At 68.3% G+C, this 23,998-nt stretch carries 18 protein-coding genes; 4 read left to right on the plus strand and 14 right to left on the minus strand.

Features of this window, described 5'->3' with window-relative positions:
* Positions 1 to 19: 19 nt before the first annotated feature.
* The 4 genes from BLR49_RS05045 to BLR49_RS05060 are packed head-to-tail and all read right to left on the minus strand — an operon-like array spanning position 20 to position 4,653.
* Positions 20 to 1,366 (minus strand): extracellular solute-binding protein, encoded by a 1,347-nt coding sequence (locus tag BLR49_RS05045; protein ID WP_092534433.1) that lies wholly within the window; start codon positions 1,364 to 1,366, stop codon positions 20 to 22.
* A 54-nt stretch (positions 1,367 to 1,420) separates the two neighbouring features.
* Positions 1,421 to 2,770, minus strand: coding sequence for an ABC transporter substrate-binding protein (locus BLR49_RS05050; protein WP_092534436.1), 1,350 nt, complete (start codon positions 2,768 to 2,770; stop codon positions 1,421 to 1,423).
* Between the two features lie 56 nt (positions 2,771 to 2,826).
* Positions 2,827 to 3,720 carry a carbohydrate ABC transporter permease gene (locus tag BLR49_RS05055; RefSeq protein WP_218121310.1) on the minus strand — a complete coding sequence of 298 codons (894 nt, stop codon included), beginning with the start codon at positions 3,718 to 3,720 and terminating at the stop codon, positions 2,827 to 2,829.
* Between the two features lie 3 nt (positions 3,721 to 3,723).
* Entirely contained in the window at positions 3,724 to 4,653 is a 930-nt protein-coding gene (locus tag BLR49_RS05060) for a carbohydrate ABC transporter permease (RefSeq protein ID WP_092534439.1), read from the minus strand.
* A 173-nt stretch (positions 4,654 to 4,826) separates the two neighbouring features.
* Between BLR49_RS05060 and BLR49_RS05065 the strand changes: the two genes are divergently transcribed.
* Positions 4,827 to 5,852 carry a LacI family DNA-binding transcriptional regulator gene (locus BLR49_RS05065; RefSeq protein WP_092534442.1) on the plus strand — a complete coding sequence of 342 codons (1,026 nt, stop codon included), beginning with the start codon at positions 4,827 to 4,829 and terminating at the stop codon, positions 5,850 to 5,852.
* Between the two features lie 421 nt (positions 5,853 to 6,273).
* On the opposite strand, the gene mmsB is transcribed toward BLR49_RS05065, so the two are convergent.
* The 6 genes from mmsB to xylA all read right to left on the minus strand — a co-directional run bounded on the left by mmsB (position 6,274) and on the right by xylA (position 15,719).
* The gene (gene mmsB, locus BLR49_RS05070; RefSeq protein WP_092534445.1) at positions 6,274 to 7,455 is read right to left on the minus strand and encodes a multiple monosaccharide ABC transporter permease; all 1,182 of its coding nucleotides are present in this window, start codon (positions 7,453 to 7,455) and stop codon (positions 6,274 to 6,276) included.
* 5 nt (positions 7,456 to 7,460) lie between these two features.
* Entirely contained in the window at positions 7,461 to 9,023 is a 1,563-nt protein-coding gene (gene mmsA, locus BLR49_RS05075) for a multiple monosaccharide ABC transporter ATP-binding protein (RefSeq protein WP_245690465.1), read from the minus strand.
* 77 nt (positions 9,024 to 9,100) lie between these two features.
* The gene (gene chvE / locus BLR49_RS05080) at positions 9,101 to 10,219 is read right to left on the minus strand and encodes a multiple monosaccharide ABC transporter substrate-binding protein (RefSeq protein ID WP_092534451.1); all 1,119 of its coding nucleotides are present in this window, start codon (positions 10,217 to 10,219) and stop codon (positions 9,101 to 9,103) included.
* A gap of 318 nt (positions 10,220 to 10,537) precedes the next feature.
* The gene (locus BLR49_RS05085) at positions 10,538 to 12,478 is read right to left on the minus strand and encodes an endo-1,4-beta-xylanase (RefSeq protein WP_176765787.1); all 1,941 of its coding nucleotides are present in this window, start codon (positions 12,476 to 12,478) and stop codon (positions 10,538 to 10,540) included.
* 466 nt (positions 12,479 to 12,944) lie between these two features.
* Positions 12,945 to 14,420 carry a xylulokinase gene (locus BLR49_RS05090; RefSeq protein ID WP_092534457.1) on the minus strand — a complete coding sequence of 492 codons (1,476 nt, stop codon included), beginning with the start codon at positions 14,418 to 14,420 and terminating at the stop codon, positions 12,945 to 12,947.
* A gap of 117 nt (positions 14,421 to 14,537) precedes the next feature.
* Positions 14,538 to 15,719 (minus strand): xylose isomerase, encoded by a 1,182-nt coding sequence (xylA, locus tag BLR49_RS05095; protein WP_092534461.1) that lies wholly within the window; start codon positions 15,717 to 15,719, stop codon positions 14,538 to 14,540.
* A 67-nt stretch (positions 15,720 to 15,786) separates the two neighbouring features.
* Between xylA and BLR49_RS05100 the strand changes: the two genes are divergently transcribed.
* On the plus strand, positions 15,787 to 17,034 hold the full coding sequence (locus tag BLR49_RS05100; RefSeq protein WP_245690466.1) for an ROK family transcriptional regulator: 1,248 nt from the start codon (positions 15,787 to 15,789) through the stop codon (positions 17,032 to 17,034).
* A 177-nt stretch (positions 17,035 to 17,211) separates the two neighbouring features.
* On the opposite strand, the gene BLR49_RS13615 is transcribed toward BLR49_RS05100, so the two are convergent.
* A complete protein-coding gene (locus BLR49_RS13615) occupies positions 17,212 to 17,445 on the minus strand; it encodes a PfkB family carbohydrate kinase (protein WP_245690468.1) in 234 nt (77 codons plus the stop codon).
* A gap of 159 nt (positions 17,446 to 17,604) precedes the next feature.
* On the opposite strand from BLR49_RS13615, the gene BLR49_RS05105 reads away from it, so the two are divergent.
* Complete coding sequence (locus BLR49_RS05105) at positions 17,605 to 18,435, plus strand: LacI family DNA-binding transcriptional regulator (RefSeq protein WP_245690470.1); 831 nt, start codon at positions 17,605 to 17,607, stop codon at positions 18,433 to 18,435.
* 110 nt (positions 18,436 to 18,545) lie between these two features.
* A complete protein-coding gene (uxaC, locus tag BLR49_RS05110) occupies positions 18,546 to 19,982 on the plus strand; it encodes a glucuronate isomerase (protein WP_245690471.1) in 1,437 nt (478 codons plus the stop codon).
* 213 nt (positions 19,983 to 20,195) lie between these two features.
* Here uxaC and BLR49_RS05115 read toward each other — a convergent pair whose 3' ends face one another.
* The 3 genes from BLR49_RS05115 to BLR49_RS05125 are packed head-to-tail and all read right to left on the minus strand — an operon-like array spanning position 20,196 to position 23,990.
* A complete protein-coding gene (locus tag BLR49_RS05115) occupies positions 20,196 to 22,193 on the minus strand; it encodes a glycoside hydrolase family 31 protein (protein ID WP_092534473.1) in 1,998 nt (665 codons plus the stop codon).
* 56 nt (positions 22,194 to 22,249) lie between these two features.
* Complete coding sequence (locus BLR49_RS05120) at positions 22,250 to 23,071, minus strand: carbohydrate ABC transporter permease (RefSeq protein ID WP_092534476.1); 822 nt, start codon at positions 23,069 to 23,071, stop codon at positions 22,250 to 22,252.
* A gap of 4 nt (positions 23,072 to 23,075) precedes the next feature.
* A complete protein-coding gene (locus tag BLR49_RS05125) occupies positions 23,076 to 23,990 on the minus strand; it encodes a carbohydrate ABC transporter permease (RefSeq protein WP_092534479.1) in 915 nt (304 codons plus the stop codon).
* Positions 23,991 to 23,998: the final 8 nt, after the last annotated feature.

A 23,998-nucleotide genomic window follows, 5' to 3' on the forward strand; every position in this document is an offset into this window, starting at 1 on the left:
CGCGCCGCCCCGGGGCGGGTCAGGAGACCTTGAATCCCTGCTGGTTTCCGTAGGTGACGCAGGCCTGCTGCCAGGCGGACAGTCCGTCGGCGATGGAGGTGGTCCCCTTGGATTCGTAGGCCTTGCCGACCGAGTCGTTGAAGATGGAGTTGGCGTAGGCCTGGAAGGGCAGGAAGGACCAGCCCTCGGTAACGGCCGCGGCGCTGTCGGCGAAGACCTCATTGGCCTTCTGCCCGCCGAAGTAGTCGAACTCGGTGGACAGGAAGTCCTCGCTGGTCAGGTCCGCGGTGGTGGCCGGGAAGGCCCCGTTGGCGATGCGGCTGGCGACGCCGTCGCCGGCGTTGGCGTACTCGATGAAGTGGTAGGCCAGGGCCTGCTTGTCGCTGGCGGCGGTGACCGCCAGCGAGGAGCCGCCCATCTCCGAGGATGCGGTCTGCCCCGCCTCCCAGGCCGGCAGCGGCGCCACGCGCCACTTGCCGGCTCCGGCCTCGACGCCGCCGACGAAGGAGGCCGGCATCCAGGCACCCATGGCCAGGGAGGCGATGGTGCCGTCTCCCAGGCCCCGGTACCACTCGTCGGACCAGTCGGCGCAGGGGTAGAGCAGCTGCTCCTTGATGAGGGTGGTCCACAGCTCGGCATACTTCTGGGAGGCCTCCTCGCTGAAGTCGATGCCGACCGTGGTGCCGTCCACCGTGTAGGGGCGGGCCCCGGCCTGCCACAGCAGGGACAGCGTCTTGACCGCGTCGCCGATGTCGTTGGCGATGTAGTGGTTCGGGTTGGCGGCGTGGATGGCGCGGGCGGCGTCGAGGTACTCGTCCCAGGTGGTGGGGACCTCAACGCCGGCCTCGGTGAATACCTCCTCGTTGTAGAACAGCGCCATCGGCCCGGAGTCCATGGGCAGGCCGAAGATGCCGTCCTCGGAGGCGACCGACGACCAGGGGCCCGCGGAGTAGGAGTCGGCCAGGTCGGCGGCGCCGAACTGGGTCAGGTCCGCGAGCGACTCCGACAGGGAGAACTGCGGCAGGGCGTAGTACTCGATCTGGGCGATGTCGGGGATGCCGGACCCGGCGGAGATGGCGTTCTGCAGTGCCGTGTACTCCTCGACGTTGGTGCCGGCGTTTACCAGCTCCACCTTCACGTTCGGGAAGGCCTGCTGGTACTCGGCGACGACGTCGGTCAGAGTGGGCTCCCAGGACCACACGAGCAGCTCGCCCCCGGCCGCGGCCGCGGCGGCCGCGGCGGAGGGGTCGACTTCGGCGGCGGGCTCGGCGTCCTTCTCGGAGCCGGAGCAGGCGGCGAGGGTGAGGGCCAGGGCGGAGGCGCCCAGCGCCGACAGGGCGCTGCGGCGGGTGAGATCGACAGGCATGAAGGAGTCCCTTCTCGTGATTCGAATCAAGCTATGACGTGTACGGGTGCGCGGTCAGGAGACCGTGAAGCCCTGCTGGTTCCCGTAGGTGATGCAGGCGTCCTGCCAGGAGGCGAGGCCCTCTGCGATGGTGGTGGAGCCGCCCGTCGTGTAGGCCTTGCCCACGTGGTCGTTGAAGATCGAGTTCGCGTAGACCTGGAAGGGCAGGTAGGTCCATCCGGGCAGCACGTCCTTGGCGGCCTGGGACAGGACCTCGTTGGCCTTCTGGCCGCCGAAGTACTCGAACTCCTTGCCCAGGAACTCCTCGGAGTCGAGCTCGGCCGTCGTGGAGGGGAAGGCGCCGCCGTCGATGCGGATCTGGATGCCCTCCTGCGCGGAGCAGAACTGGACGAAGGAGTAGGCCAGGGCCTGCTTGTCGGAGGCGGCCATGACCGCCAGCGAGGAGCCGCCGTTCTCGGCGCAGGCGGGGGTGTCGGCGTCCCACCGGGGCTGGGCAGCCACCCGCCACTTGCCGGAGGCGTTCGGCACGGAGGAGGTGAAGTTGCCGGGCATCCAGGCGCCGGTGACCAGCGTGGCGATGGTGCCGTCGCCCAGGGCCTGGAACCACTCGTCGGTCCAGCCGGAGATCGGGGCGAGCAGCCCCTCCTTGATCATGGTGGTCTGCAGCTCCGAGTACTTCTCGGCCTCGGATCCGGAGAAGTCAATGGTGACGTTGGTGCCGTCAACCGTGTAGGGCTTGGCTCCCGCCTGCCACAATCCGGAGAGGGTGGAGCCGGCATCGCCGGTGTCGTTGGCGATGTACTTGCTCGGGTCGGCCGCGTGGATCTTGCGGGCGGCCTCCAGGTACTCGTCCCAGGTGGTGGGCACGTCGACGCCGAGCTCGGTGAAGACCTCCTCGTTGTAGAACATGGCCATCGGGCCGGAGTCCAGGGGCAGGCCGTAAACGCCCTCACCGGTGTGCACGGAGTCCCACGGGCCCGCGGTGAAGGTGCCCTCGTAGTCGGCGGCGCCGAACTGAGTCAGGTCCGCCAGGGACTCTGAGATGGAGAACTGCGGCAGCGCGTAGTACTCGATCTGGGCGACGTCGGGGCCGCCCTTGCCCGCGGAGATGGCGTTCTGCAGCGAGGTGTACTGGTCGGCGGAGGTGCCGACGTTGGTCACGGTCACCTTCACACCCGGGTACTTCTCCATGAAGGCCTGCGCGCAGGGCTCAATGGTATTGTCCCAGGCCCATACGAGCAGCTCGCCGCCGGCCTCGGCGGCCGCCGCCGCGGCCGAGGGGTCGGCATCGGCACTGTCTGGGGACGAGGAGTCCGAGCCGCAGGCGGCCAGGAGTGCCGAGGTGGCACCGGCCATGGCGACGGCGGAGGTGGCTCGCAGGAACATTCGACGGTCGATGGTCATGGTTCTTCCTTTCCAGTTCGCACCCTTGCGGTGCTGGTGGGAGTGTTGGGGTGATCTCATTCCTTGACGCCGCCGGAGGCCAGGCCGGCCTGCCAGAAGCGCTGCAGGCTGAGGAAGGCGGCGATCAGCGGGATGATGGTGAGCAGCGAGGCGGTGATGACCAGGTTGAAGATCGCCTGCCCGCCCGCGGTGGCGGCCTGGGCGTTCCAGGCGTTCAGGCCGATCGTCAGCGGGTACCAGCTGGCGTCCTTGAGCATGATCAACGGCAGGAAGTAGTTGTTCCAGGTGGCCACGATCGCGAAGAGCGCCACCGTGACGATGCCGGGGCCGAGCAGCGGCAGGGCCACCTGGCGGAAGGTGCGGAACTCGCTCGCGCCGTCGATCCGGGCGGCCTCGAGCAGCTCGGTGGGCACGGCGTCGCGGGTGAACTGCCACATCAGGTACAGCCCGAAGGGGGAGATAAGCGACGGGATGATCACCGACCAGGGGGTGTTGGTCAGGCCCAGCTTGGCGAACATGAGGAAGGTCGGCACCGCCAGGGCCGTGCCCGGAACCGCGACGGCGCCGATGACGATGGCGAAGACCGCGTTCTTGCCGGGGAAGTCGAACTTGGCCAGGCCGTACCCGGCCAGGACCGACAGCAGCACGGAGCCGCCCGCCCCCAGGATCACGTACATGAGCGTGTTGAGGAACCAGCGCACGAACTGGCCGTCGTTGTAGGTCAGCGTCTCGCGGACGTTGTCCCACAGGGCGAAGTCGTGACCGAACCACAGTCCGAAGGTGGAGAAGAGGTCGCCCTGGGTCTTGGTGGAGGAGATGAACAGCCACAGCAGCGGCAGGTAGGTGTAGATGAGCATCAGGCCCATCACGACGGTCAGCAGGCGGCTCTTGCGGGGGTTCTCGACGTTGTAGCCGCGGTGGGCGACGGGCGGGGTGGTCTGCTTGCTCATGGCTCAGTTCTCCCGGTTCCCGCGCAGCTGGACGAGGTAGGCCACGGCCATGGTGATCAGGCCCATGACGATGGCGACGGTGGCCGAGTAGTTGTACTGCTGGCCGGCGAAGGAGAGGTTGTAGGCGTAGTAGTTGGGCGTGTAGTAGGTGGTGATGGCGTTGGGCGCCAGGCTCTGCAGGATCGAGGGCTCGTTGAACAACTGGAAGGAGCCGATGATCGAGAAGATGGTGGCGATTCCCAGGGCGCCCCGCAGCGCCGGGATCTTTATGGCGGTGATGATGCGCCACTCACTGGCGCCGTCGATGGCTGCGGCCTCGTACAGGCTGTGCGGGATGGTCTTCAGCGAGGAGTAGAAGATCAGCATGTTGTAGCCGACGAACTCCCAGGTGACGATGTTTCCGATCGACACCAGGATCATGTTCGCGCCCAGCGGGTCGGGGATGCTCACGCCCAGGAAGTCGGACAGCGAGCCGACCAGGCCGAAGCGGTTGCCGTACATGAAGCCCCACATCAGGGCGGCCACCACCGCGGGGACGGCGTAGGGCATGAAGATGGAGATGCGGAAGAAGGCCGTGCCGTACAGCTTCAGGGAGTCGATCGCCAGCGCCGCCAACAGCGACAGCGTGAGCATGATCGGTACCTGGACCACCAGGAACAGGGCCACGCGGCGGAAGGCCTCCCAGAACTGCGGGTCGGCCAGGAGCTGGGTGTAGTTGTCCAGGCCGACGAACTGGTTGCCGCCCACCATGCGCTTTTGGAACAGGCTGAGGTAGATCGAGTAGAGGATGGGCGCCAGGAAGACGAAGGCGAAGACCAGCATGAAGGGGCCCACGAAGCCCCATCCGGTCCAGCGGCGTCTGGGGCGCCGCGCGGGCGCTTGCTTGGGTGGTGCGGCACTAGGCGTGCTCGCTGCGACGGGGATCGCCGACATCCTTGTCCTTCCGTCTCTGCACTGAGCGGAGTAAGCCGATAGGGAATGTTTACGTAATCAGCGGCAATTATGGGGATGGTTGCGCAAACATCATGAACGGGTGTTAGCTTGTCACATCAACGTTGACCCTGTCAACCGTTACGATGACACCCTCTCGCCATTAGGAGGTCGCCATGCCAGCCCGACGCCGTCGTCAGGTCTCCATGGCGGACGTGGCCCGGCAGGCCGGCGTCTCCGCACAGACCGTCTCACGCGTGTCCAACGGGTACGAGGGCGTGGTTCCAGAAACCCGTGAGCGGGTGGTCGCGGCCATGCGCGAGCTCGGCTACCGCCCCAACGCAGCCGCCCGCGCCCTCAAGCGCGGCAGCTTCCGCAACATCGGGGTGGTCATGTTCGACCTGACCGCCACCGGCAACACCTCCACTCTCGCAGCAATCTCCGAGTCCGCCTCGGCCCACGGCTACACCGTCACCCTGCTGGCCCCCCAGGCACGCACCACCGCCTCCGTCTCCGGCGCCTTCGACCGCCTGCATGAGCTGCTGGTGGACGGCGTCATCCTGGTGATGGAGTCGATGCCGGACGACTCCGAGGACGCGTCCTTCACCATCCCGGACGTCGAGCACCTCGTCGTGGTCGACTCCGCCCTGGGCCCCGACCACGCCGTAGTCGACACCGACCAGGCCGCCGGCACCCGCTCCGCCGTCGAGCACCTGCTGGCGCTGGGTCACGAGACCGTCCACCACATCACCGGCCCCGCCCACTCGTATTCTGCGCAGCGCCGTGAAAAGGCCTGGCGGGAGGTGCTCACCGAGACGGGACGGCGGGTGCCCGAGCCCGCTCACGGGGACTGGTCGGCCGGCTCCGGGTACCGGGCCGCGCACACCCTATTGGAGGATCCGACCTGCACCGCCGTCTTCTGCGCGAACGACGAGATGTCGCTCGGCCTGCTGCACGCAGCGCAAGACCTGGGCCGGCGCGTCCCGGAGGACCTGTCGGTGGTGGGCTTCGACGACATCCCCCTGGCCGCGGACTTCGCTCCCCCGCTCACGACCGTGCACCAGGACTTCGCCGGCATGGGCCGGGCCTGCATGGCCCGCCTGGTGCGCATGATGAACACCGGAGTGGCCGAGACCGGCCAGGATCTGGTGCCGACCTCGCTCGTGGTGCGCGCCTCCACGGCGGCGCCGCGGCGGTCTTGAACCGGTAGCCTCACGGGTCACCGGCCCTGCCACGCGCTAGCCCGCGTGGCAGGGCCGGTTTGGGGGTGCGATGGCCGGGATGGTTGTGCCGCGCTGCCGGGGCGAACTGACGCACCTGATCCACCCCCACGCTCGCACCGACTATTCGGAGACTGTCCGAGATCGGCACAAACGGTCTGGTCATGCCTAATGCTGTTTGACGAATCGGCACATTTGCGCCGTTCTGCGGTTCGCTCCAAGGCGCGCAGGAGGCGTTTGTGCCGATCTCGGACATTTTGTTGGCCCCCACCGAGCAGATACCGACCAACACCGAAGCCGTCTACGCAGCAGCGGCGATGAGGAACCGCTTACACAAGACCTCCTACGCCGCACGCGTGGGGGCCGGCAGCCAAGCTGCCGGCCCCCACGCTTCAGGCCGCGATCAGGCGCCGCTGCGGCGCTTGCCGACGATGTCCACGGCGACGGCGAGCACCAGCACCAGGCCCTTGATGGCCTGCTGCCAGGCGGAGTCGACCGCCATGATGGACAGCCCCATGTTGAGCACGCCCATGATCAAGGCACCGATGATGGCGCCCGATACGCGACCCACACCGCCGGAGACCGCCGCTCCGCCGATGTACGCCGCGGCAATGGCGTCCATCTCGTACAGGTTGCCGGCGGTGGAGACCGCGGCACCCGCCCGCGAGGTGGTGACGATGGCCGCCAGCGAGGCGAGGAAGCCCATGTTGACGAAGACCAGGAAGTCCACCCGCTTGACGTTCACGCCGGACAGGCGGGCTGCCTTCAGGTTGCCGCCGACGGCGTAGATGTGGCGTCCGAACACGCTCTTGTTCATGACGAAGGAGTAGATGAGGATGACCGCGCCGACGATCACCAGGACGATCGGCGTGCCGCCGGCCGAGTATGCGAGCAGCATGGTGAAGAAGCCGATCGCGGCCGCGAATACGAGCAGGCGCGCAGCCACCACTCCGGCCGGGTCCACCGCACGCCCGGCCGCACGGTTGCGGCGCCGCGAGCGCAGCTGGGTGAACACCAGCCCGGCGATGGCGAGCAGGCCGATGAGGATGGTGACGCCGTCGTAGTTCTTGAGGTAGCCCAGCCAGGCGGGCAGTGAACCGTTGGCGATGCTGACGAAGGGTGCGGGCAGCCCGGAAACGGTGCGCTGGACCAGCACCACCGTCAGTCCCCGGAAGATGAGCATGCTTCCCAGGGTCACGATGAAGGCGGGGATCTCCATGATCGCCACCCAGAATCCCTGCCAGCAACCGATGAGCAGGCCGATCACGATCGCCACCAGTACCGCTAGCGGCCAGGGCACGCCGGAGTTGACCACCAGCAGCCCGATGACGCCTCCGACGAAGCCGACGATCGAGCCGACCGACAGGTCGATGTGCCGGGCGATGATGATCATGACCATGCCGACCGCCAGGATCATCACGTAGGCGTTCTGCTGGATGAGGCTGGCGACGTTGTTGGGCGCCAGCAGCAGCCCGCCGGTCAGGATCTGGAAGAAGATGATGATGGCGACCAGCGCGGCGAGGATGCCGTACTGGCGCAGGTTGCGCCCCAGGGATTCCCGCAGCTTCACACCGGTTGAGCTCATTTGGTTCACTGTTCCGCCCCTTCCTGGTCCATGCGCGGCGCGGGCCCCTGCCCGCCGGCGTCCTTCTCGATGGTCATGAGCTTCATAAGGTTCTCCTGGGTGGCCTCGGCCCGGGGCAGTTGCCCCGTTATCCGGCCTTGGCTCATGGTGTAGATGCGGTCGCATATCCCCAGGAGTTCGGGCAGCTCCGAGGAGATGACGAGGATGGCCTTGCCGGAATCGGCCAGGTTGTTGATGATCTGATAGATCTCGTACTTGGCGCCGACGTCGATGCCGCGGGTGGGCTCGTCGAGGATGAGCACGTCGGGGTCTGAGAACATCCACTTGGCGAGCACGACCTTCTGCTGGTTGCCGCCCGACAGGGAGCCGACCGGGGTGGTAAGCGAGGTGGTCTTGGTGCGCAGCTCGCGGCGGTAGCGTTCAGCCACCTCAACCTCGGCGGCGTCGTCGACGATGCCGTGGGAGGAGACCTTGTCCAGGGCCACCGCCGTGGTGTTGGTCTTGACGTCCTGGATCAGGTTCAGGCCGAGCACCTTGCGGTCCTCGGTGACGTAGGCCAGGCCGTTGTCGATGGCCTGCCGCACGGTGGCGGTGGAGATCTCCTTGCCGTCCTTGTAGACGTGCCCGGAGATGCCGGTGCCCCAGGAGCGTCCGAACAGGCTCATGGCCAGCTCCGTGCGCCCGGCCCCCATGAGGCCGGCGAGCCCGACGATCTCGCCGCGTCGCAGCGTCAGTGCGGCGTCCTCGACAACCGCGCGGGAGGTGTCGATGGGGTGGTGCACCGTCCAGTCGCTGATCCTCAACGCCTCCTCACCGACCTGGGAGGTGTGCTCAGGGAAGCGGCTGGACAGCTCGCGTCCGACCATGAGGCGGATGATCTCGTCCTCGCCGATGGCGCCGACGCCGTGCAACGGCGCGGTGTGAACGGTGCGGCCGTCACGGATGACGGTGGTGCGGTCGGCCACGCCGGCCACCTCCGCCAGCTTGTGGGAGATCATCACCATGGTGATGCCGCGCTCGCGCAGGCCCCACATGAGGTCGAGCAGGTGGGCGGAGTCGTCGTCGTTGAGGGCGGCGGTGGGCTCGTCGAGGATCAGCAGGCGCACGTCCTTGGACAGCGCCTTGGCGATCTCCACCAGTTGCTGCTGACCGACGCCGAGGTCCGCCACGCGTGTCTGCGGGCGGATGTCCAGGCCGACCTCGCGCAGCAGCTCGGCCGCGGCCTCATTGGTGGCGTCCCAGTCGATGAAGCCGCGGCGGGCCTTCTCGTTACCCATGAAGATGTTCTCTGCCACGGAGAGATACGGACTGAGGGCGAGCTCCTGGTGGATGATGACGATGCCGACGGCCTCGGAGTCCCGGATGGAGCGGAACTCGCGGACCTGACCGTCGTAGTAGATGTCGCCGTCGTAGGTGCCACGGGGCCAGACCCCGGACAGCACGTTCATCAGCGTCGACTTGCCGGCGCCGTTCTCGCCGCAGATGGCGTGGATCTCGCCGCGGTGCACCTCCAGGTTGACGTCGTCCAGCGCCTTGAACTCGCCGAAGGCCTTGGTGATGTGGCGCATCTCGAGGATGGTGTCGGCCTCCGACGCCGTTTCCCGGGTAGACGCGGACGGTTGCGGGTTACTCGGCTTGGCCGCCATTACAGCCCGACCTCCGCCGCGGTGTAGTAGCCGGAGTCGACCAGTACCTCCTGGACGTTGTCCGCGTTCACGGTAACCGGGTCGATCAGGTAGGAGGGGACCACCAGCTGGCCGTTGTCGTAGGACTCGGTGTCGTTGACTTCCACTTCCTCGCCCCGGGCGAGCTGGTCGACCATGGTGGCGCAGCGCTCCCCCAGCAGGCGGGTGTCCTTGAAGACCGTCATGGACTGGCGCCCCTTGACGATGTTGGCCACGTTGGCCTGGTCGGCGTCCTGCCCGGTGAGCACGGGCCAGTTGTCATCGCCGTACCCGGCCGAGGCGAGGGCCTGGCCGATTCCCAGCGCGATGGCGTCGTTGGGGGACAGGATCACGTCGACGCGCTTGGTGGTGGAGTAGAAGGAGTTCAGGCGGTTCTCCATCTCGGCCTGGGCGGTGGTGTTCGACCAGGCCTGAATGCCGATCGACTGCCAGTCGTCGACGCTGGCGGGCAGCTTGCCCGAGGGACACACGAGCTTGCCGGACTCGATGTAGGGGCTCAGTACGTCCCAGGCGCCCTCGAAGAAGAAGCGGGCGTTGTTGTCGTCCGGGGAGCCGGCGAAGGGCTCGAAGTTGAAGGGTCCGGATGCGGTGTCGAGCTCGAGGGCATCCACGATGTACTGCCCCTGCATGGCTCCGACGTTGTAGTTGTCGAAGGTGACGTAGTAGTCGACCGCCTCGGTGTCTCGGATCAGGCGGTCATAGGCGATCACCTTGATCCCGAGCCCGGCCGCGCTCTGGAGCACCGGGCCGAGCGCCGAGCCGTCGATGGCGCCGACGACGATCACCGCCGGGGACTTGTTGAGCATGGTCTGGATCTGAGAGTTCTGCTGCTCGACCTTGTTGTCGGCGAACTGCAGCTCGACGGTGTATCCGAGCTCCTCCAGCATCCGCTTGAGGTTCTCACCGTCACGGCTCCAGCGCTCCAGGTTCTTGGTCGGCATGGAGACGCCGATCAGGGCGCCCGCGCCGCCGCCCGTGTCACCGTAGTAGTCGGCCGTTCGCTCCGCGGTGCATGCGGCCAGCAGCGCCGCCGTGACGGCACCACCTGCAATGAACAGCCTGCGCGACAAATTCGACATAAGGCCTCCTCGCCTCGGTTGATAGGGCTGACGGACCCGCAGGTCCATTTAGTTGCACGCTAGCACTTATATGGACCCGTGACAACCTGCCCGTGAGGCCGACCTCGCAAGCGCACGAATCCCTACCAGATCCGCACGCGATTCACCCCCGGCCTCAGGCCGGCCAGCGGCCCGGCCGGGCAGGCGGCATGGGCGGCTCGGTTGATGGTGCGGGAGGGTGCGATGGCGTCCCATCGCACCCTCCCGCGGCGCCGGCGGGTAGCGTCCCCCGACCGGCGCGCCCCGTGGCCGGGTCGTACCGCCCCGGTTACGGGAGTCTCAGCCGATCCGGCGTCGAGCCCGCAGCAACAGCGTGCCCGCGCCCAGTAGCAGGGCTGCTACCGGGAGGACCAGCATCTCGGCGCCGGTGCGCGCCAGGGGACTACCACCGCCACCCGGCGACGGCGCCGCACCCACCACCGGGGTACCACTTGCCGCCCCCGAGGGCGCGGGCAGACCGCTCGTGCTTGGCGCAGCCGAAGCCGCAGGCTCCGCAGCAGTGGCCGAGGGCCCCGCGGTAGGCGTCGGCTCCTGCGTCGGCTCGGGAACGCTGCATTCCTGCGGCGTGGCCGGAATCTCCTGACCGACCGCGGCTGCATAGCCCCACTTGCCGTGGTAGTACGGATCGAACAGCAGCGGGTCGCCCTCGTAGAACCGCCACGAGCCGGAGTCGACCAGCCCCCACAGCGTCACCGAGAACAGGTCCCGCTTGGCGTCCTGCTCCGCGAACATCTCGAACAGGCGCTGGTAGAAGCGCCCCTGGTCCAGCAGAGTCTGAGTGTCCACGGGCGTGCCGGTGCGAGTGGGGACGTCGAGCTCGGTGACCGCCTGCACCAGCGGCAGGTCGTCGAAGGCGCTCATGGCCGCGCCGAAGCCCTCGACGTCGTCATCGAGCCAGGCGTGGAACTGGTGCCCGACGCCGTCGATGGGGACGCCGCGATCCACCAGCCGCTCGATCAGGGCGTGGTAGCGCCCGGTCTTGGAGGAGGCGTCGGTGCCATACTGGGTGTTGTACTCGTTGATGAACAGCGTCACCGGGTGCTCGGCGCCGGGAGCGGCGTAGGTTGAGTTGAATGCCTCGTTGGCGTAGATGAAGGCGTCGTCGATGAACTCCTCGCCCAGGATCTGGTACCAGTAGGAGTTGCGCAGCCCGTCGGTCTCGGGCGAGGGCCCGTCGGTGATCACCTCGTTGACGACGTCGAAGGCAACCAGCGGGTTGGTGTCCGAGCCGAACAGCCCGTACTTGTCAGAGAGGTACTTGGCCACATTGTTGATGTGAGTGCGCATCCGCTCGCGCAGCTCCTGCCGGTCGGCCTCGGAGTCGCCGGACAGGAAGGTGCCGTCCTCATGCTGGAACAGCCAGTCCGGGGTCTGGGAGTGCCAGACCAGTACGTGCCCGTATACCCGGCCGCCATTGGCCTGGGCCCAGTCCATGACGGCGTCTGCCTCGGCGTTCTCGTCAACGAAGCTGTGGTCATCGTTGTACCAGGCCTCCGGCTTCATGAAGTTCTCCGGGGTGACCTGGTTGAAGTGCTGGTTGAGCAGCTCCAGAGAGTCGCCCTGGACGGTGTTGGCCGTAACCGCCACGCCTACCGGATAGGGCAGGGCGTCGAGCAAGGAGGTGGAGTCGTCAACCGGACCCCGCCCGCAGGCGAAGGCGGTGATGGCGGCGTCGTCAACGTAGAAGGACGCGGTGGGGTCCTCCAGCTCGATGTAGATGGTCCCGTCTACACCCTCGGGCGGCGAGTAGCTACCGGTGAGCTCGACCCACTCATCGGAGTTCACTGCCGTCAGCGGGGTGATCTCGATGTACTGCCCGTCGCTCTGGGCGGCGGTGAGCTTGGCGCGGGTGGACGCCGCCCCGTCCGGGAGGCGCACCCAGGCGGTTACGTCATAGGACTGGCCCGCCTCCATGAAGTCGCCGATGGAGATCTCCACGCCGTGCCAGGCCTGGGTGCGGCCGGTTACATACAGGCTGTTCCACGGGCTGCGGCGGACCTCGTTGGTGGTTGTGGTGGTCACGCCCTCGCCGCGTGGAGCCCAGGGCATATCGGGCTGACTGGACTCGAAGTTGGAGTAGCTGACCGCATAGGGCTGGGGCTCTGTCGGAGTTTCGACGGCGGCCGCCCCTGCAGCCACGCCCGCGGTCGCGATGGCGGCCGCGGCTGCCGCCCCGAGCAGGCGGATCCGGCGTGGGTGCCGGGTTGTCGTAGTGCGCATGCGCTTGCCTTTGCTGTTGGCCTCTCTGCACGGACGAATGAAGACAACGCGGCCTTGACCCCATGTGGTGGTACGAACCGACATGGGCCCGCGCGTATGACACTCCGGGCAGGGAGGATGGCTAGGAAGGATGCCGGCCGACGCTGGCCCGCACCCCAACACTAGCCAGCCCGAAACCAGACTTCAATGGTTTCGTTGCGTTTCGCAACATAAACCGATAGACCACCCCCAGACTGTCAGAAGGCAGCTAGACGGCGCCGTGGCGGGGGGTAGCGGTAGCCACGTCGCCGCGTCATTGAGGAAACTGTCATGATTCGGCACAAACGGGCCGGTCGCGCCGATTCACCTTCGACTGAACGTTGCAATCACGCCGTTTTGCAGTCCGCCCAGAGGCCCGCAGGCGCCGTTTGTGCCGATCTCGGACATTCTCCCGGCACGGACACTGCTGCGGCCCCCGTCCAAGCGCTCAGTCCTGCTGGGCGGCGGCCACCAGGGCCGCGGCGGCGTCATAGGCGGCGCGCACCTCGGGCTGAGGCGCGGCGGTCAGGTGCTCGACCGGGCCGAGTTCCCACGTGGGCGGCGCCTCGCCCCCGGCGAGCACCCAGGCCGCCTGCTTGGCGGCGCCGTTGGCGACGTACTCGCCGGGCTCGGGCACGTCCACCGGTACGCCGAGCACGGCGGGGGCGAGCTCCCGGGCACAGGCCCACTTCACTCCCCCGCCCACGAGCGTGACCGCATCCACCTCTACCCCCTGGCCGCGCACGGCATCCACGCACGCCCCCATCAGGCACAGCAGCCCCTCGACGGCGGCGCGCGCATAGTTGGCGGGGGTGAGCGACGCGAGCGTCATGCCGGTGAGCATGCCGGTGGCCTCGGGCAGGTTCGGGGTGCGCTCCCCCTCCAGGTAGGGGACGTGGACCAGCCCGGCCGCGCCGGGCTCGGCGGAAAGGGCCAGCCGGTCGAACTCGTCGTAGGACACGCCCAGCACCTGCTTGGCAGCGTCCAGGATGCGGGCGGCATTGAGGGTGCAGGCCAGCGGCAGGAAGGCGCCGGTGGCATCGGCGAAGCCGGTGACCAGCCCGGAGGCGTCGTGCGTGGGGGTGGCGGAGACGGCGGCGACCACGCCGGAGGTGCCCAGGGAGACGCTGGTGGCGCCCGGGCGCAGGCCGAGCCCGAGGGCGGCGCCGGCGTTGTCGCCGCAGCCGGGTCCGAGCACCAGGTGGGTCAGGTCGCGCTCACTGCCCGACGGCGTTGTAAAGGTGCCGCCGCGGGCGGCCACCTCGTGCGGACCGACGACGCGCGGCAGCACGATGTCGGCGACCTCGGCCTCGCTGCGGCGCAGGGCGAGCGCGAGCAGGTCACGGCGGTAGGTGTTGGTCACGGAGTCGAAGTAGCCGGTGCCGGAGGCGTCGGAGCGGTCGGTTACCAGGGCGTCCAGGGAGGTCGCGCCGGACAGTTTCCAGGTGAGCCAGTCGTGCGGCAGGCAGACGGCGGCGATGCGGGCGGCATTGTCGGGCTCGTGGTCCGCCAGCCAGCGCAGCTTGGTGATGGTCAGGGAGGCGACCAGCACGGAGCCGACGGCGTCGGCCCAGGCCTTGGCGCCTGCGGCCTCGTCGCCGGCGCCGAGCTCGCGGATGAGGTCGCGGGCGGCACCGGCGCTGCGGGTGTCGTTCCACAGCAGTGCGGGGCGGATGACCTCGCCGTCGGCGTCGAGCACCACCATGCCGTGCTGCTGGCCGCCGACGCTCAGGGCGGCGACGTCGTCGAGCCCGCCGACGACGTCGATCACTTCGTTGAGTGCGCTCCACCAGTGCTCGGGGTGGATCTCCGAGCCGTCCGGGTGCGAGGCCTTGGCCTCACGGACCAGGGCACCGGAGGTGGCGTCACGGATTACAAGCTTGCAGGACTGCGTCGAGGAGTCGACGCCGGCGACGAGGGGCATGGGGGTTCCTTCCGCGTTGAAGGCCGTCCGGCCGCGGGCTGATCGCTCAGCGCGCGGCCGGACGGTTTGTGTACTTCTGGATCGGCCGCCTGCGCGGCCGCTGGGTCGGCTGAGGGTTCAGCCGATGAGGTGCTGGACCGCCTTCTCGTACAGGTCGACGTAGTGGTAGTCGCGGGCGGCGGCCGCCTCGGCGTCGAAGTCCTCGTAGGCGGAGCGGTCGGCGAGCAGGTCGGCGATGGTCTCGCCCTCGGCCAGGGTCGGCTCGCTGAGCTCGTAGATGCCGGAGAGCTTGAGAGCCTCCTGAACGGCCGGGTCGGCCCGGAAGGCGCGGGCCTTCTCCGCCAGCTGGATGTACATCTCCATGTTGGCGGCCGCGGACTCCCACACGCCGTCAATGCCGTCGGTGCGCGAGGGCTTGTAGTCGAAGTGGACCGGGCCCTCGTAGCGGGGACCGCCGCCGGGGAAGCCGTTGACCAGCAGGTCGACGGTGAAGAAGGCGCTGAGCAAGTCGCCGTGGCCGAAGACGAGGTCCTGGTCGTACTTCAGGCCCTTCTGACCGTTGAGGTCGATGTGGAAGAGCTTGCCGGCCTTCAAGGCCTGCGCCAGGGCGTGGGTGTAGTTCAGGCCCGCCATCTGCTCGTGGCCGACCTCGGGGTTCAGGCCGACGATGTCGCCGTTGTCCAGCTCGGCGATCAGCGCCAGGGCGTGGCCGACGGTGGGCAGGAAGATGTCGCCGCGGGGCTCGTTCGGCTTGGGCTCCAGGCCGATGCGCAGGTTGTAGCCCTGGTCCTTGATGTACTGGGCGACGGTGTCCAGGCCCTCCTTGTAGCGGTCGAATACGGCCCCCAGGTCCTTGGAGGAGTCGTACTCGGCGCCCTCGCGGCCGCCCCACATGACGAAGGTGGTGGCGCCCAGCTCGGCGGCCAGGTCCACGTTGCGCAGGATCTTGCGCAGCCCGAAGCGGCGGATGGAGCGGTCGTTGTTGGTCAGGCCGCCGTCCTTGAAGATCGGGTGGGTGAAGGTGTTGGTGGTGACCATCTCGATGGTCAGGCCCGTGGCGTCCACCGTGTCCTTGAGCTTGCCGACGATTTCGGCCCGCTCGGCGTCGGTGGCGTCGAAGGGGAAGACGTCATTGTCGTGGAAGGTGATGCCCCAGGCGCCGAGCTCGGCGAGCTTCTCGGCATACTCCCAGGGCTTGAGCGCCGCGCGGGTGGTGTCGCCGAAGGGGTCGGCGGCCAGCCAGCCGACGGTCCACAGACCGAATGAGAACTTGTCTTCCTTAGTGGGCTTACGAACCATGGTTCCTCCTCGAGCCGGATTTGTTCGCTGACGCAACTATGGCACAGCGGTGCGGTATGGTCAAGCCGTGTCTGAAATCCGCCCGACGCCGGAGTCGGCCTCCCGCACTTCCCGCCCCCAGGCCTGCACCGCCCCTGTCTCCGCCCGGCAGTCCAGCCTGCGCACAGCGAACCTGGCCCTGTTGGCCGGTCACGTGTTCGCCCAACCCGAGCCGGTATCGCGGGCCGACGTCGCCGCCGCCACCGGCATGACCCGCTCCACCGCCTCCCGGCTCGCCGACGATCTCGTGTCCGCCGGCATCCTGAGCGAGCTGGAGCCCTCGCCCGCCTCCGGCCCCGGCCGGCCGGCGGTGCCGCTGGCGCCCGCACGGGGCACCTTCGTGGCCATCGGCCTGGAGGTGAACGTCTCCCGCATGGCAGTGCGGGCGATTGACCTGTCCGGCCAGGTGCTGGCCGAGCGGGTGGTGCTTGACGACTTCGAGGCATCCGACCCGGCCCAGGTCCTCCCCCGACTGGCGGAACTGGCCACCGAAGCACTGGCGCTGGACACCGTGCGGCATGCGCGCAAGGTCGGCGCTGCCATCGCGCTGCCGGGGCTGGTCTCGCACGAGACCCTGCTGCGCGCGCCCAACCTGGGCTGGGAGCGGATCGACCCGCGCCCGTTCCTGGCCGAGGCGCTGCAACCTGACGGCCTGGTCCTGCACCTGGGCAACGAGGCGAACTTCGGCGCGCTGACCGCGGGCCGCAGCCGACCCGCGGCACCGCACTCGGCGCCCTCCTACATCTACCTGTCCGGGGAGAACGGCATCGGCGCGGGAATTGTGCGCGAGGGCCAGGTAATGCTCGGAGTCTCGGGCTTCGCCGGCGAGATCGGGCACATTCAGGCGGACCCGACCGGCCCCTTGTGCACCTGCGGCAACCGCGGCTGTGTCGAGCGCTACGCGGGACGCCAGCTCATCTTGGCCGCTGCCGGCCTGGAGCCGACGGCGGGGCCGGACCAGCTGGTGGCCGCGTGGGAGGCCGGCGAGCCCCAGGCGCGCCGAGCCGTCACCCGGGCCGCGCAGGCGCTCGGAGTCGGGCTGGGCGCCGCCATCAACATCCTGGACATCCCCACGGTGATCCTGGGCGGGCACCTCGCCCCGCTGTCCGAGATCCTGCGCCCCGAGCTGGAGGCGGAGCTGCGACAGCGGGTGCTGTCCTCGCGCTGGTCGGTGCCCGAGGTGATCACCACCTCACAGGACCAGACCCCCGCGGTCACCGGCGCCGCCTGGTCGCTCCTGGAGGAGGTCGTCGCCGACCCCGCCGCCTGGATGTGACCTACCGTTCCTCCCTCTCCCGACCCATCGCCGAGATCGGTAGAAGTTACGCGCCCAGATCGGTAGAAGTTACGTACCGAAATCGGTAGACAAGGCAATCTTCCCGCGGCCTTACTGGTGACTGCCCGTGCGGCGCACGCCCTCGTACCGCCGGGGGCTGCGCCGTCGTCGGCCCCATCAGCGCTGCACGCGGGCCCCGCCGCCCGCAGCGAGCCGCAGTACCTCGGCCCTGGTGGCCATGGTGGTGTCGCCGGGTGTGGTCATGGCCAGAGCGCCGTGGGCGGCGCCGTACTCGACGGCGGTGGCAAGGTCCCCGGTTTCTATGAGCCCGTAGATCAGGCCGGAGGCGAAGGAGTCGCCTCCGCCCACCCGGTCGAGGATCTCCAGGCCCGGCCGCCGGGTGGAGCGCACGAAACCGTCCTGCCTCGATCAGGCGATCGCCGACCAGTCGTTGACGGTGGCGGTACGCACCTGCCGCAGGGTGGTGGCCGCGACCTTGAAGTTGCCGAAGATCTCGGCTACAAACGCACCCGACCACGTCGCCCTGCCGACTCGGCGGAGGAGACCTATGTGATCGCCTTGGCGATTGCCGACGTCGGCAACCCGTTCTTCAGCCGGGTCATGATCGGCCTGCAGGAGTCCGCCCGCGCCAACGGCTACACCGTGCTGCTGGTCGACTCCCGGGAGAATGCTGCCGAGGAACGCGCGGCTATCGGGAAAGTGCTGCACCTGATCGACGGGATCGTCCTGGCCTCGTCCCGTATGAGCAACTCCGCGATCCAGCAGTTCAACCGGGCCGTACCGGTGGTGTCGTTGAACCGGCGGATCCCCGGCGTCACCTCCATCCTGTCGGACTCCGTGCAGGGAATGCACACCGTGGTCGAGCACCTGGCTTCCCACGGGCACCGGGAACTGACCTACCTGGCCGGGCCGCCGGAGTCATGGTCGAATGGCACCCGCTGGGAGGGGCTGACCCGCGCCTGCCATGTCTTCGGCCTGCGCCCGCATCGGATCGGCCCCTTCTCCCCCACCGTCGGTGGGGGACTGCATGCCTTGGAGGTGTGGGGTCGCCGCCCGACCAGCGCCGTTGTCGGCTACAACGACCTCCTGGCGATCGGCTTCATGAAGGCGGCGCTCGCCCGCGGGCTGCGCGTGCCTGAGGAGGTGTCGATCATCGGCGTGGACAACGTGGACCTTTCCTCCCTGACCAACCCGGCGCTCACCTCCCTGGCGGCCGGGGCGCGGCGGCTGGGCTCGCGAGCAGCGACGGCGATCGTCGGACACCTGCGCCACCGGTCCCAGCCGCAGCCGGCGGTCACCATGTTGGAAATGTCCCTGCAGGAGCGCCAGAGCGTCGGGCCTGCACCCGCAACACCACCTGCCCTGCCGGATATCACCTGAGCCCGTCGTCATCGCCCCGACGACGATGCCCGCGCGGGGGTCGACCGCAACCGGCATCGTCGTCGACTTCTATGCCCCCGGCATCAACACCACTCACCAAGGAGACCGCCGTGTCCGCCTCAACAGCGTCCCAGCCCCTCACTCTCGACCCCGACCGACTGCTACCCGCCGACCCGACCACCCGGGCGGTTGCCCGAGAGCTATTGGCGGAGGTGGCCGAGGCGCCGATCATCTCCCCGCACGGGCACGTCCCGGCGGAGTGGTTGGCGCGCGACATCTCCTTCGCCGACCCCACCAGCCTGCTGCTCACCCCCGACCACTACACCAACCGGCTGCTGCACTCCCTGGCCGGGGTGGAGCTGGCGGACCTGGGCGTCCCGGTGGGCAGCGGGCTGAGCCCGGAGCGGTCGCGGACGGCATTCCGGCTGCTGTGCAAGCACTGGCACCTGCTCGCGGGCACGCCGGTGCAGACCTGGTTCACCGAGGTATTCCACGACGTGTTCGGGGTGCGTGCGCGCCCGTCGGCGCGCACGGCGGACGCGATCTACGACCAGATCGACGCCGCCCTGCGCACCCCGGAGTTCACCGCCCGGGCGTTGTACCAGCGCTTCAATATCGCGGTGCTGGCCACCACGGACGATCCCTGCTCGGACCTGGCCGCTCACCGCGCCCTGGCCGCCGACCCGGATTGGAACGGCCGGGTGATCCCGACGTTCCGGCCGGACGCCTACCTGGAGCCGGCCCGGCCCGACTGGCGGGCACTGACCGAGGCGCTGGGACTGGCCGCCGACCAGGACGTATCCACCTACGCCGGGCACGTGGAAGCGATGCGGCGGCGTCGGGCCTTCTTCAAGTCCTGCGGGGCGGTCTCCTCCGACCACTCGCATGCGGACGCGGGCACGCAGCGGCTGGAGGAGGCGGAGGCGGAGGTGCTATACGCGCGCGCCCTGGCGGGGACGATCGACGCCACCGATGCCGCCCGGCTGCGGCGGCACATGCTAAGTGATCAGGCCCGGCTGGCGGTGGACGACGGGTTGGTGATGACGCTGCACCCGGCCGTGTACCGCAACCACGACTCCGGGGCGCTGGCCCGGTACGGGGCCGACGTCGGCGGGGACATCCCCATGGGGGTGGAGTTCACCCGCGCGCTGCGGCCGCTGCTGGACGCCTACGGCAATGCCGCGGGCTTCCACCTGATCCCCTTCACCATTGATGAGGCGGTCTACTCCCGGGAGCTGGCGCCTCTGGCCGGCTGGTACCGGGCGGTGTACGTGGGGGTGCCGTGGTGGTTCATCGACGAGCCGGATGCGATAGTGCGCTTCCGGGAGGCGACGACGGGGTCGGCGACCTTCTACAAGACCTCCGGTTTCATCGACGACACCCGGGCCTTCTGCTCGATCCCGGCCCGCCACGGCATCGCCCGCCGCTGCGACGCGGGCTTCCTGGCGCGGCTGGTGGTCGAGCACCGGCTGGGAATGGATGAGGCGGCCGCGGTGGCCCGCGATCTGGTCGACGCCGTCCCCCGTCGTGCCTTCAAGCTCGGCTGAGAGCGGTGCCGGCTCAGCGGCCCGGCTGCTGCGGCAGGGCCGCTGATCCCACCTCAAGACTTGCGAAAGTGTCCAAATCCGGGACAAACGGTGCCAACACGCTCAGCGCCCGCGGAAAAAAACGCATGATTCCAACGCGTCGAAGCACGCCGTTCAGCTCCACGGGCTCGTTTGTCCCGAATCCGGACAACCACCTATCGCGTGCCGGGCCCGTCAGAGTATGAGGCTGCCGCCCCGGAGGAACACGGGGATGTACTCATACGGCGCCTCCGCCTCGATGCCGACGCCCCCTTCGAAGGTCTTCCCGGTGTGGATCTCCGTCCAGCTGGCGCCGGCGGGCAGGTACACGTGCCTGCTCACCACACCCGGCGTCGTCACCGGGGCTACCAGCAGATCCGGCCCCAGGAGGAACTCATCCTCGACGTCCCAGGCCTCCGCATCTTGCGGGAACTCCAGGAACAGTGCCCGCATCGCGGGCATACCCGTGGCCGAAGCCGTCGCCATTACTTCGGCGATATAGGGGCGCAGGCGTTCGCGCAGCTCCATGTGGGTGCGGGAGATCTCCAGGCAGCGCTCTCCGTAGCTCCACACCTCGTTCGGACCACCGCTCAGGGGGGACCCCAGTTCACCACGCGGCTCGCGGTGCCCATGGAGCCTGAACAGGGGGCAGAACGTGCCATAGGCGAACCAGCGGGCGTACAGCTCGCGGTAGGTCTCGTCGTCGGGGTCTCCCCCGTGGAAGCCGCCGATGTCGGTGGTCCACCAGGGGATGCCGGAGATGCCGATGCTCAGTCCCGCGCGTACCTGCACCGCCAGGGACTCCCAGGTCGGCGGAATGTCGCCGGACCACACCGCCGCACCGTACTTGGCCTGGCCCGCCCACGCCGAGCGGCACAGCAGCACGGTGTCGCCTCCCCCGGAGGCGTGGTGGCCCTCGTGGAACAGGCGGGCATTGTCACGGGGGTAGATGTTGGCGACGGCGGCCCCCGGGCCGGCATGGAACGACAGATTCTTCGGGTGCCCGGGGTTGAGCTCGGGCTCGCAGGCGTCCAGCCACCACACCCGCACTCCGAGGTCGAAGTAGTTCCGCTTCACCGTCTCCCAGACGAACCGCCTGGTGCGCGGGTTGGTGGGGTCGTAGAAGGCCACCGGCAGGGAGCGGGGCATCCGCTTGTCATGGATGTCCTGGTGGAACTCCACTCCCTGGTCGCATCCGACCAGCAGGCCGCGAGCGCTCATCTCCTCATAGTTGTCCGACAGCGGCGAGATGGTGGGCCAGATCGACACCATCAGCCTCACGCCGAGCTCCTCCAGCTCCCGCATCATGCCGGCGGGGTCCGGGTACTCCTCCGGGTCGAAGCGGTAGTCCCCCATTGCGGTCCAGTGGAAGAAGTCGGTGACGATCACCGACAGCGGCAGTCCGCGTCGCTTGTACTCGCGTGCCACCTCCAGGAGCTCCTGCTGGTTGCGGTACCGGAGCTTGCACTGCCAGAAGCCGGAGGCCCATTCGGGCAGCTGCGGGGCGTGCCCGACGGCGTCGGCGTAGTGGGCCATGATCTGCGCGGGGCTGGAGCCCGCGGTCACCCAGTAGTCCAATGCGGGAGCGGCGTCGGCCACCCAACGGGTGCCGTTCTCCGCGAACTCGACCCGGCCGACGGCGGGGTTGTTCCACAGGAACCCATAGCCGCGGCTGGACAGGTAGAACGGGATGGAGACCTCGGTGTTGCGCTGCAAAAGGTCGACTACGAGCCCCTTGTGGTTCAGGCGGCCGTGCTGGTGCTGGCCCAGGCCGTAGATGCGCTCGTCCGCGTATGCCTTGAAACGCTGGTGGATCTCGAACAGTCCCGACCTGCTTCCGTAGAACACGTGCGCACCCGGCCACCAGAAGTGCTCGCGCTCCTCGGCCAGCAGCTCAGTGCCCTCGTCGGTCCGGTGGAAGCTCAGCATCACGGCGGGCTTGCCGTCGCCGGAGTCGAGCCGGGCCCGAACCGTGATCCCGCCCGCCACCAGGGTGACCGCGTCCCCCTCGCGGCTCACCCGGCAGCCGGGGGCTGCCGGTGGGGGCGCGTCCAGGGCGCCGACGTCGTCAGTGGGGATGCGGTGCTGCGCGGCGCGTACCCGCACCGAGTCGCGCCCCCATTGTTCGACGCGAAGCACCTCGTGCTCGTGGCGCACTTCGAAGCCGTTGTCGATTGGCGAATAGTCCAGCACTTCTTTCTCCTAATGTCATTGAAAAGGGGAGTCTTGAATGAAATGAGTGGTTCGGCTCAGGCCTTGACGGCACCACCGGTGGCGCCCGCCGCAATGTACTTCTGCGCCGCCACCAGCAGCACGGCGGCGGGCACGGACGCCATGGTCGCCGTCGCCATTACCGAGCCCCAGTCGGCCACGTACCCGCCGATGAACAGGTAGATCCCCAGGGTCACCGGACGTGCGGCCGAGTTCGAGTTCAGTGTGAGGGCGAACAGGAAGTCGCTCCAGGCGAACAGGAAGCTGAACAGCGCGGCGGTGATCATGGCATTCCGGCTCAGCGGCAGGACGATGGAGACGAAGGTGCGCAGCCGTCCCGCGCCGTCGACCCGGGCGGCCTCCAGCAGGGACATGGGGATGGCCCGCATGAAGGCCTGAATGATCAGGATTGAGAAGGGGATGCCCAGAGCCGAGTCGGCCAGGATCAGACCAACCGTGGTGTTGAGGATCCCCAGGTCGTTGTAGGCCGAGTACAACGCGTTGGCGATCACGATCCCGGGAATCATCTGGCTCAGCAGCAGGGTGAACATCACCGCCCCCGCCCCGCGCACCCGGTACAGGCTCAGGGCGTAGGCCGCCGGGGTGGCGACCGTCAGGCTGACCAGGACGGCGCCCATGGCCACCACCAGGCTGGTGAGCAGATTCGGGCCCTGGGTGGAGAAGGCCGCGCGGTAGCCGTCCAGGCCCGGGCGAATGGGGAACCAGTCGAGGTCGGCGGTGGAGACCCCGGGCTGGAGGGAGGCGTTTACCATCCAGTAGACCGGAAACAGCATGAACGCCAGGAAGAGGCAGCCCAATACCGTATAGACCCAGGACCTGCGGTGCTGTTTGTGAGACATGGCCTCAGTCCTCCGTTCCGGAGCGAGTCATCCGCAGGTAGACCATGGCGAACACCAGGGAGATGAGCACCAGGATGTTCCCGAGTGCCGCGCCCTGCCCGAATTCGAAGTTCGCGAAGGACAGCCGGTAGGACTGCGTGGCCAGGGTCTCGGTGGCATTTGAGGGGCCTCCCTCGGTCAGGCCCAGAATGATGTCGAGGACCTTGAGGGTGTAGACCACTCCGAGAATGAGCACCACGGAGACCACCGGCCGCAGCAGTGGCCAGGTGATGTTCCTGAAGGCCCTCCAGCCGGTGGCGCCGTCCAGGGCGGCGGCCTCGTAGAGCTCGTCGGGGATGTCCTGCAGGCCGGAGTACAGGATGGTCATGTTGAAGGGGATGCCCAGCCAGATGTTGACCATGACGACGGCGATCAGGGCGACCTCGGTGCTGGTAAGCCACGGAATGTTCTCGACGCCGGCGAGCCCGAGGAGCTGGTTGACGACGCCGGAGTCCTTGTCCAGCATCCACTTCCAGATGGCGCTGGACACGATCATGGGCAGCAGCCATGGCAGCAGCATGAGTGAGCGCATGACCCCGTTGAGCGGGAAGTGCTTCTTGAAGAAGACCGCCAGGGCCAGGCCGATGGTGAACTGCCCGGTGATGGAGCCGACCGTGAACAGCACCGTGTTGATCAGCGCGGTTGAGAACACGGAGGACTTCACAACCGCCGCGTAGTTCGCAAGCCCCACGAACGGGGATTCGCCGGTGTAGAAGGTGCGGGTGGTGTAGTCCTGCACGCTCATCATCAGGTTCTTGACGATCGGATAGCCGAAGTACAGCAGCAGGAACGCGATCGCGGGTGCCAGGAAGGCCCAGCGGAAGACCTCCTCGCGCCGACGCATCCGCCGGCGCGCCGGGTCTGGGCGCGGTTCAGTCATCATCGTCT

Source organism: Actinomyces ruminicola, from assembly GCF_900103885.1.
GTDB classification, from domain to species: Bacteria; Actinomycetota; Actinomycetes; order Actinomycetales; family Actinomycetaceae; genus Actinomyces; species Actinomyces ruminicola.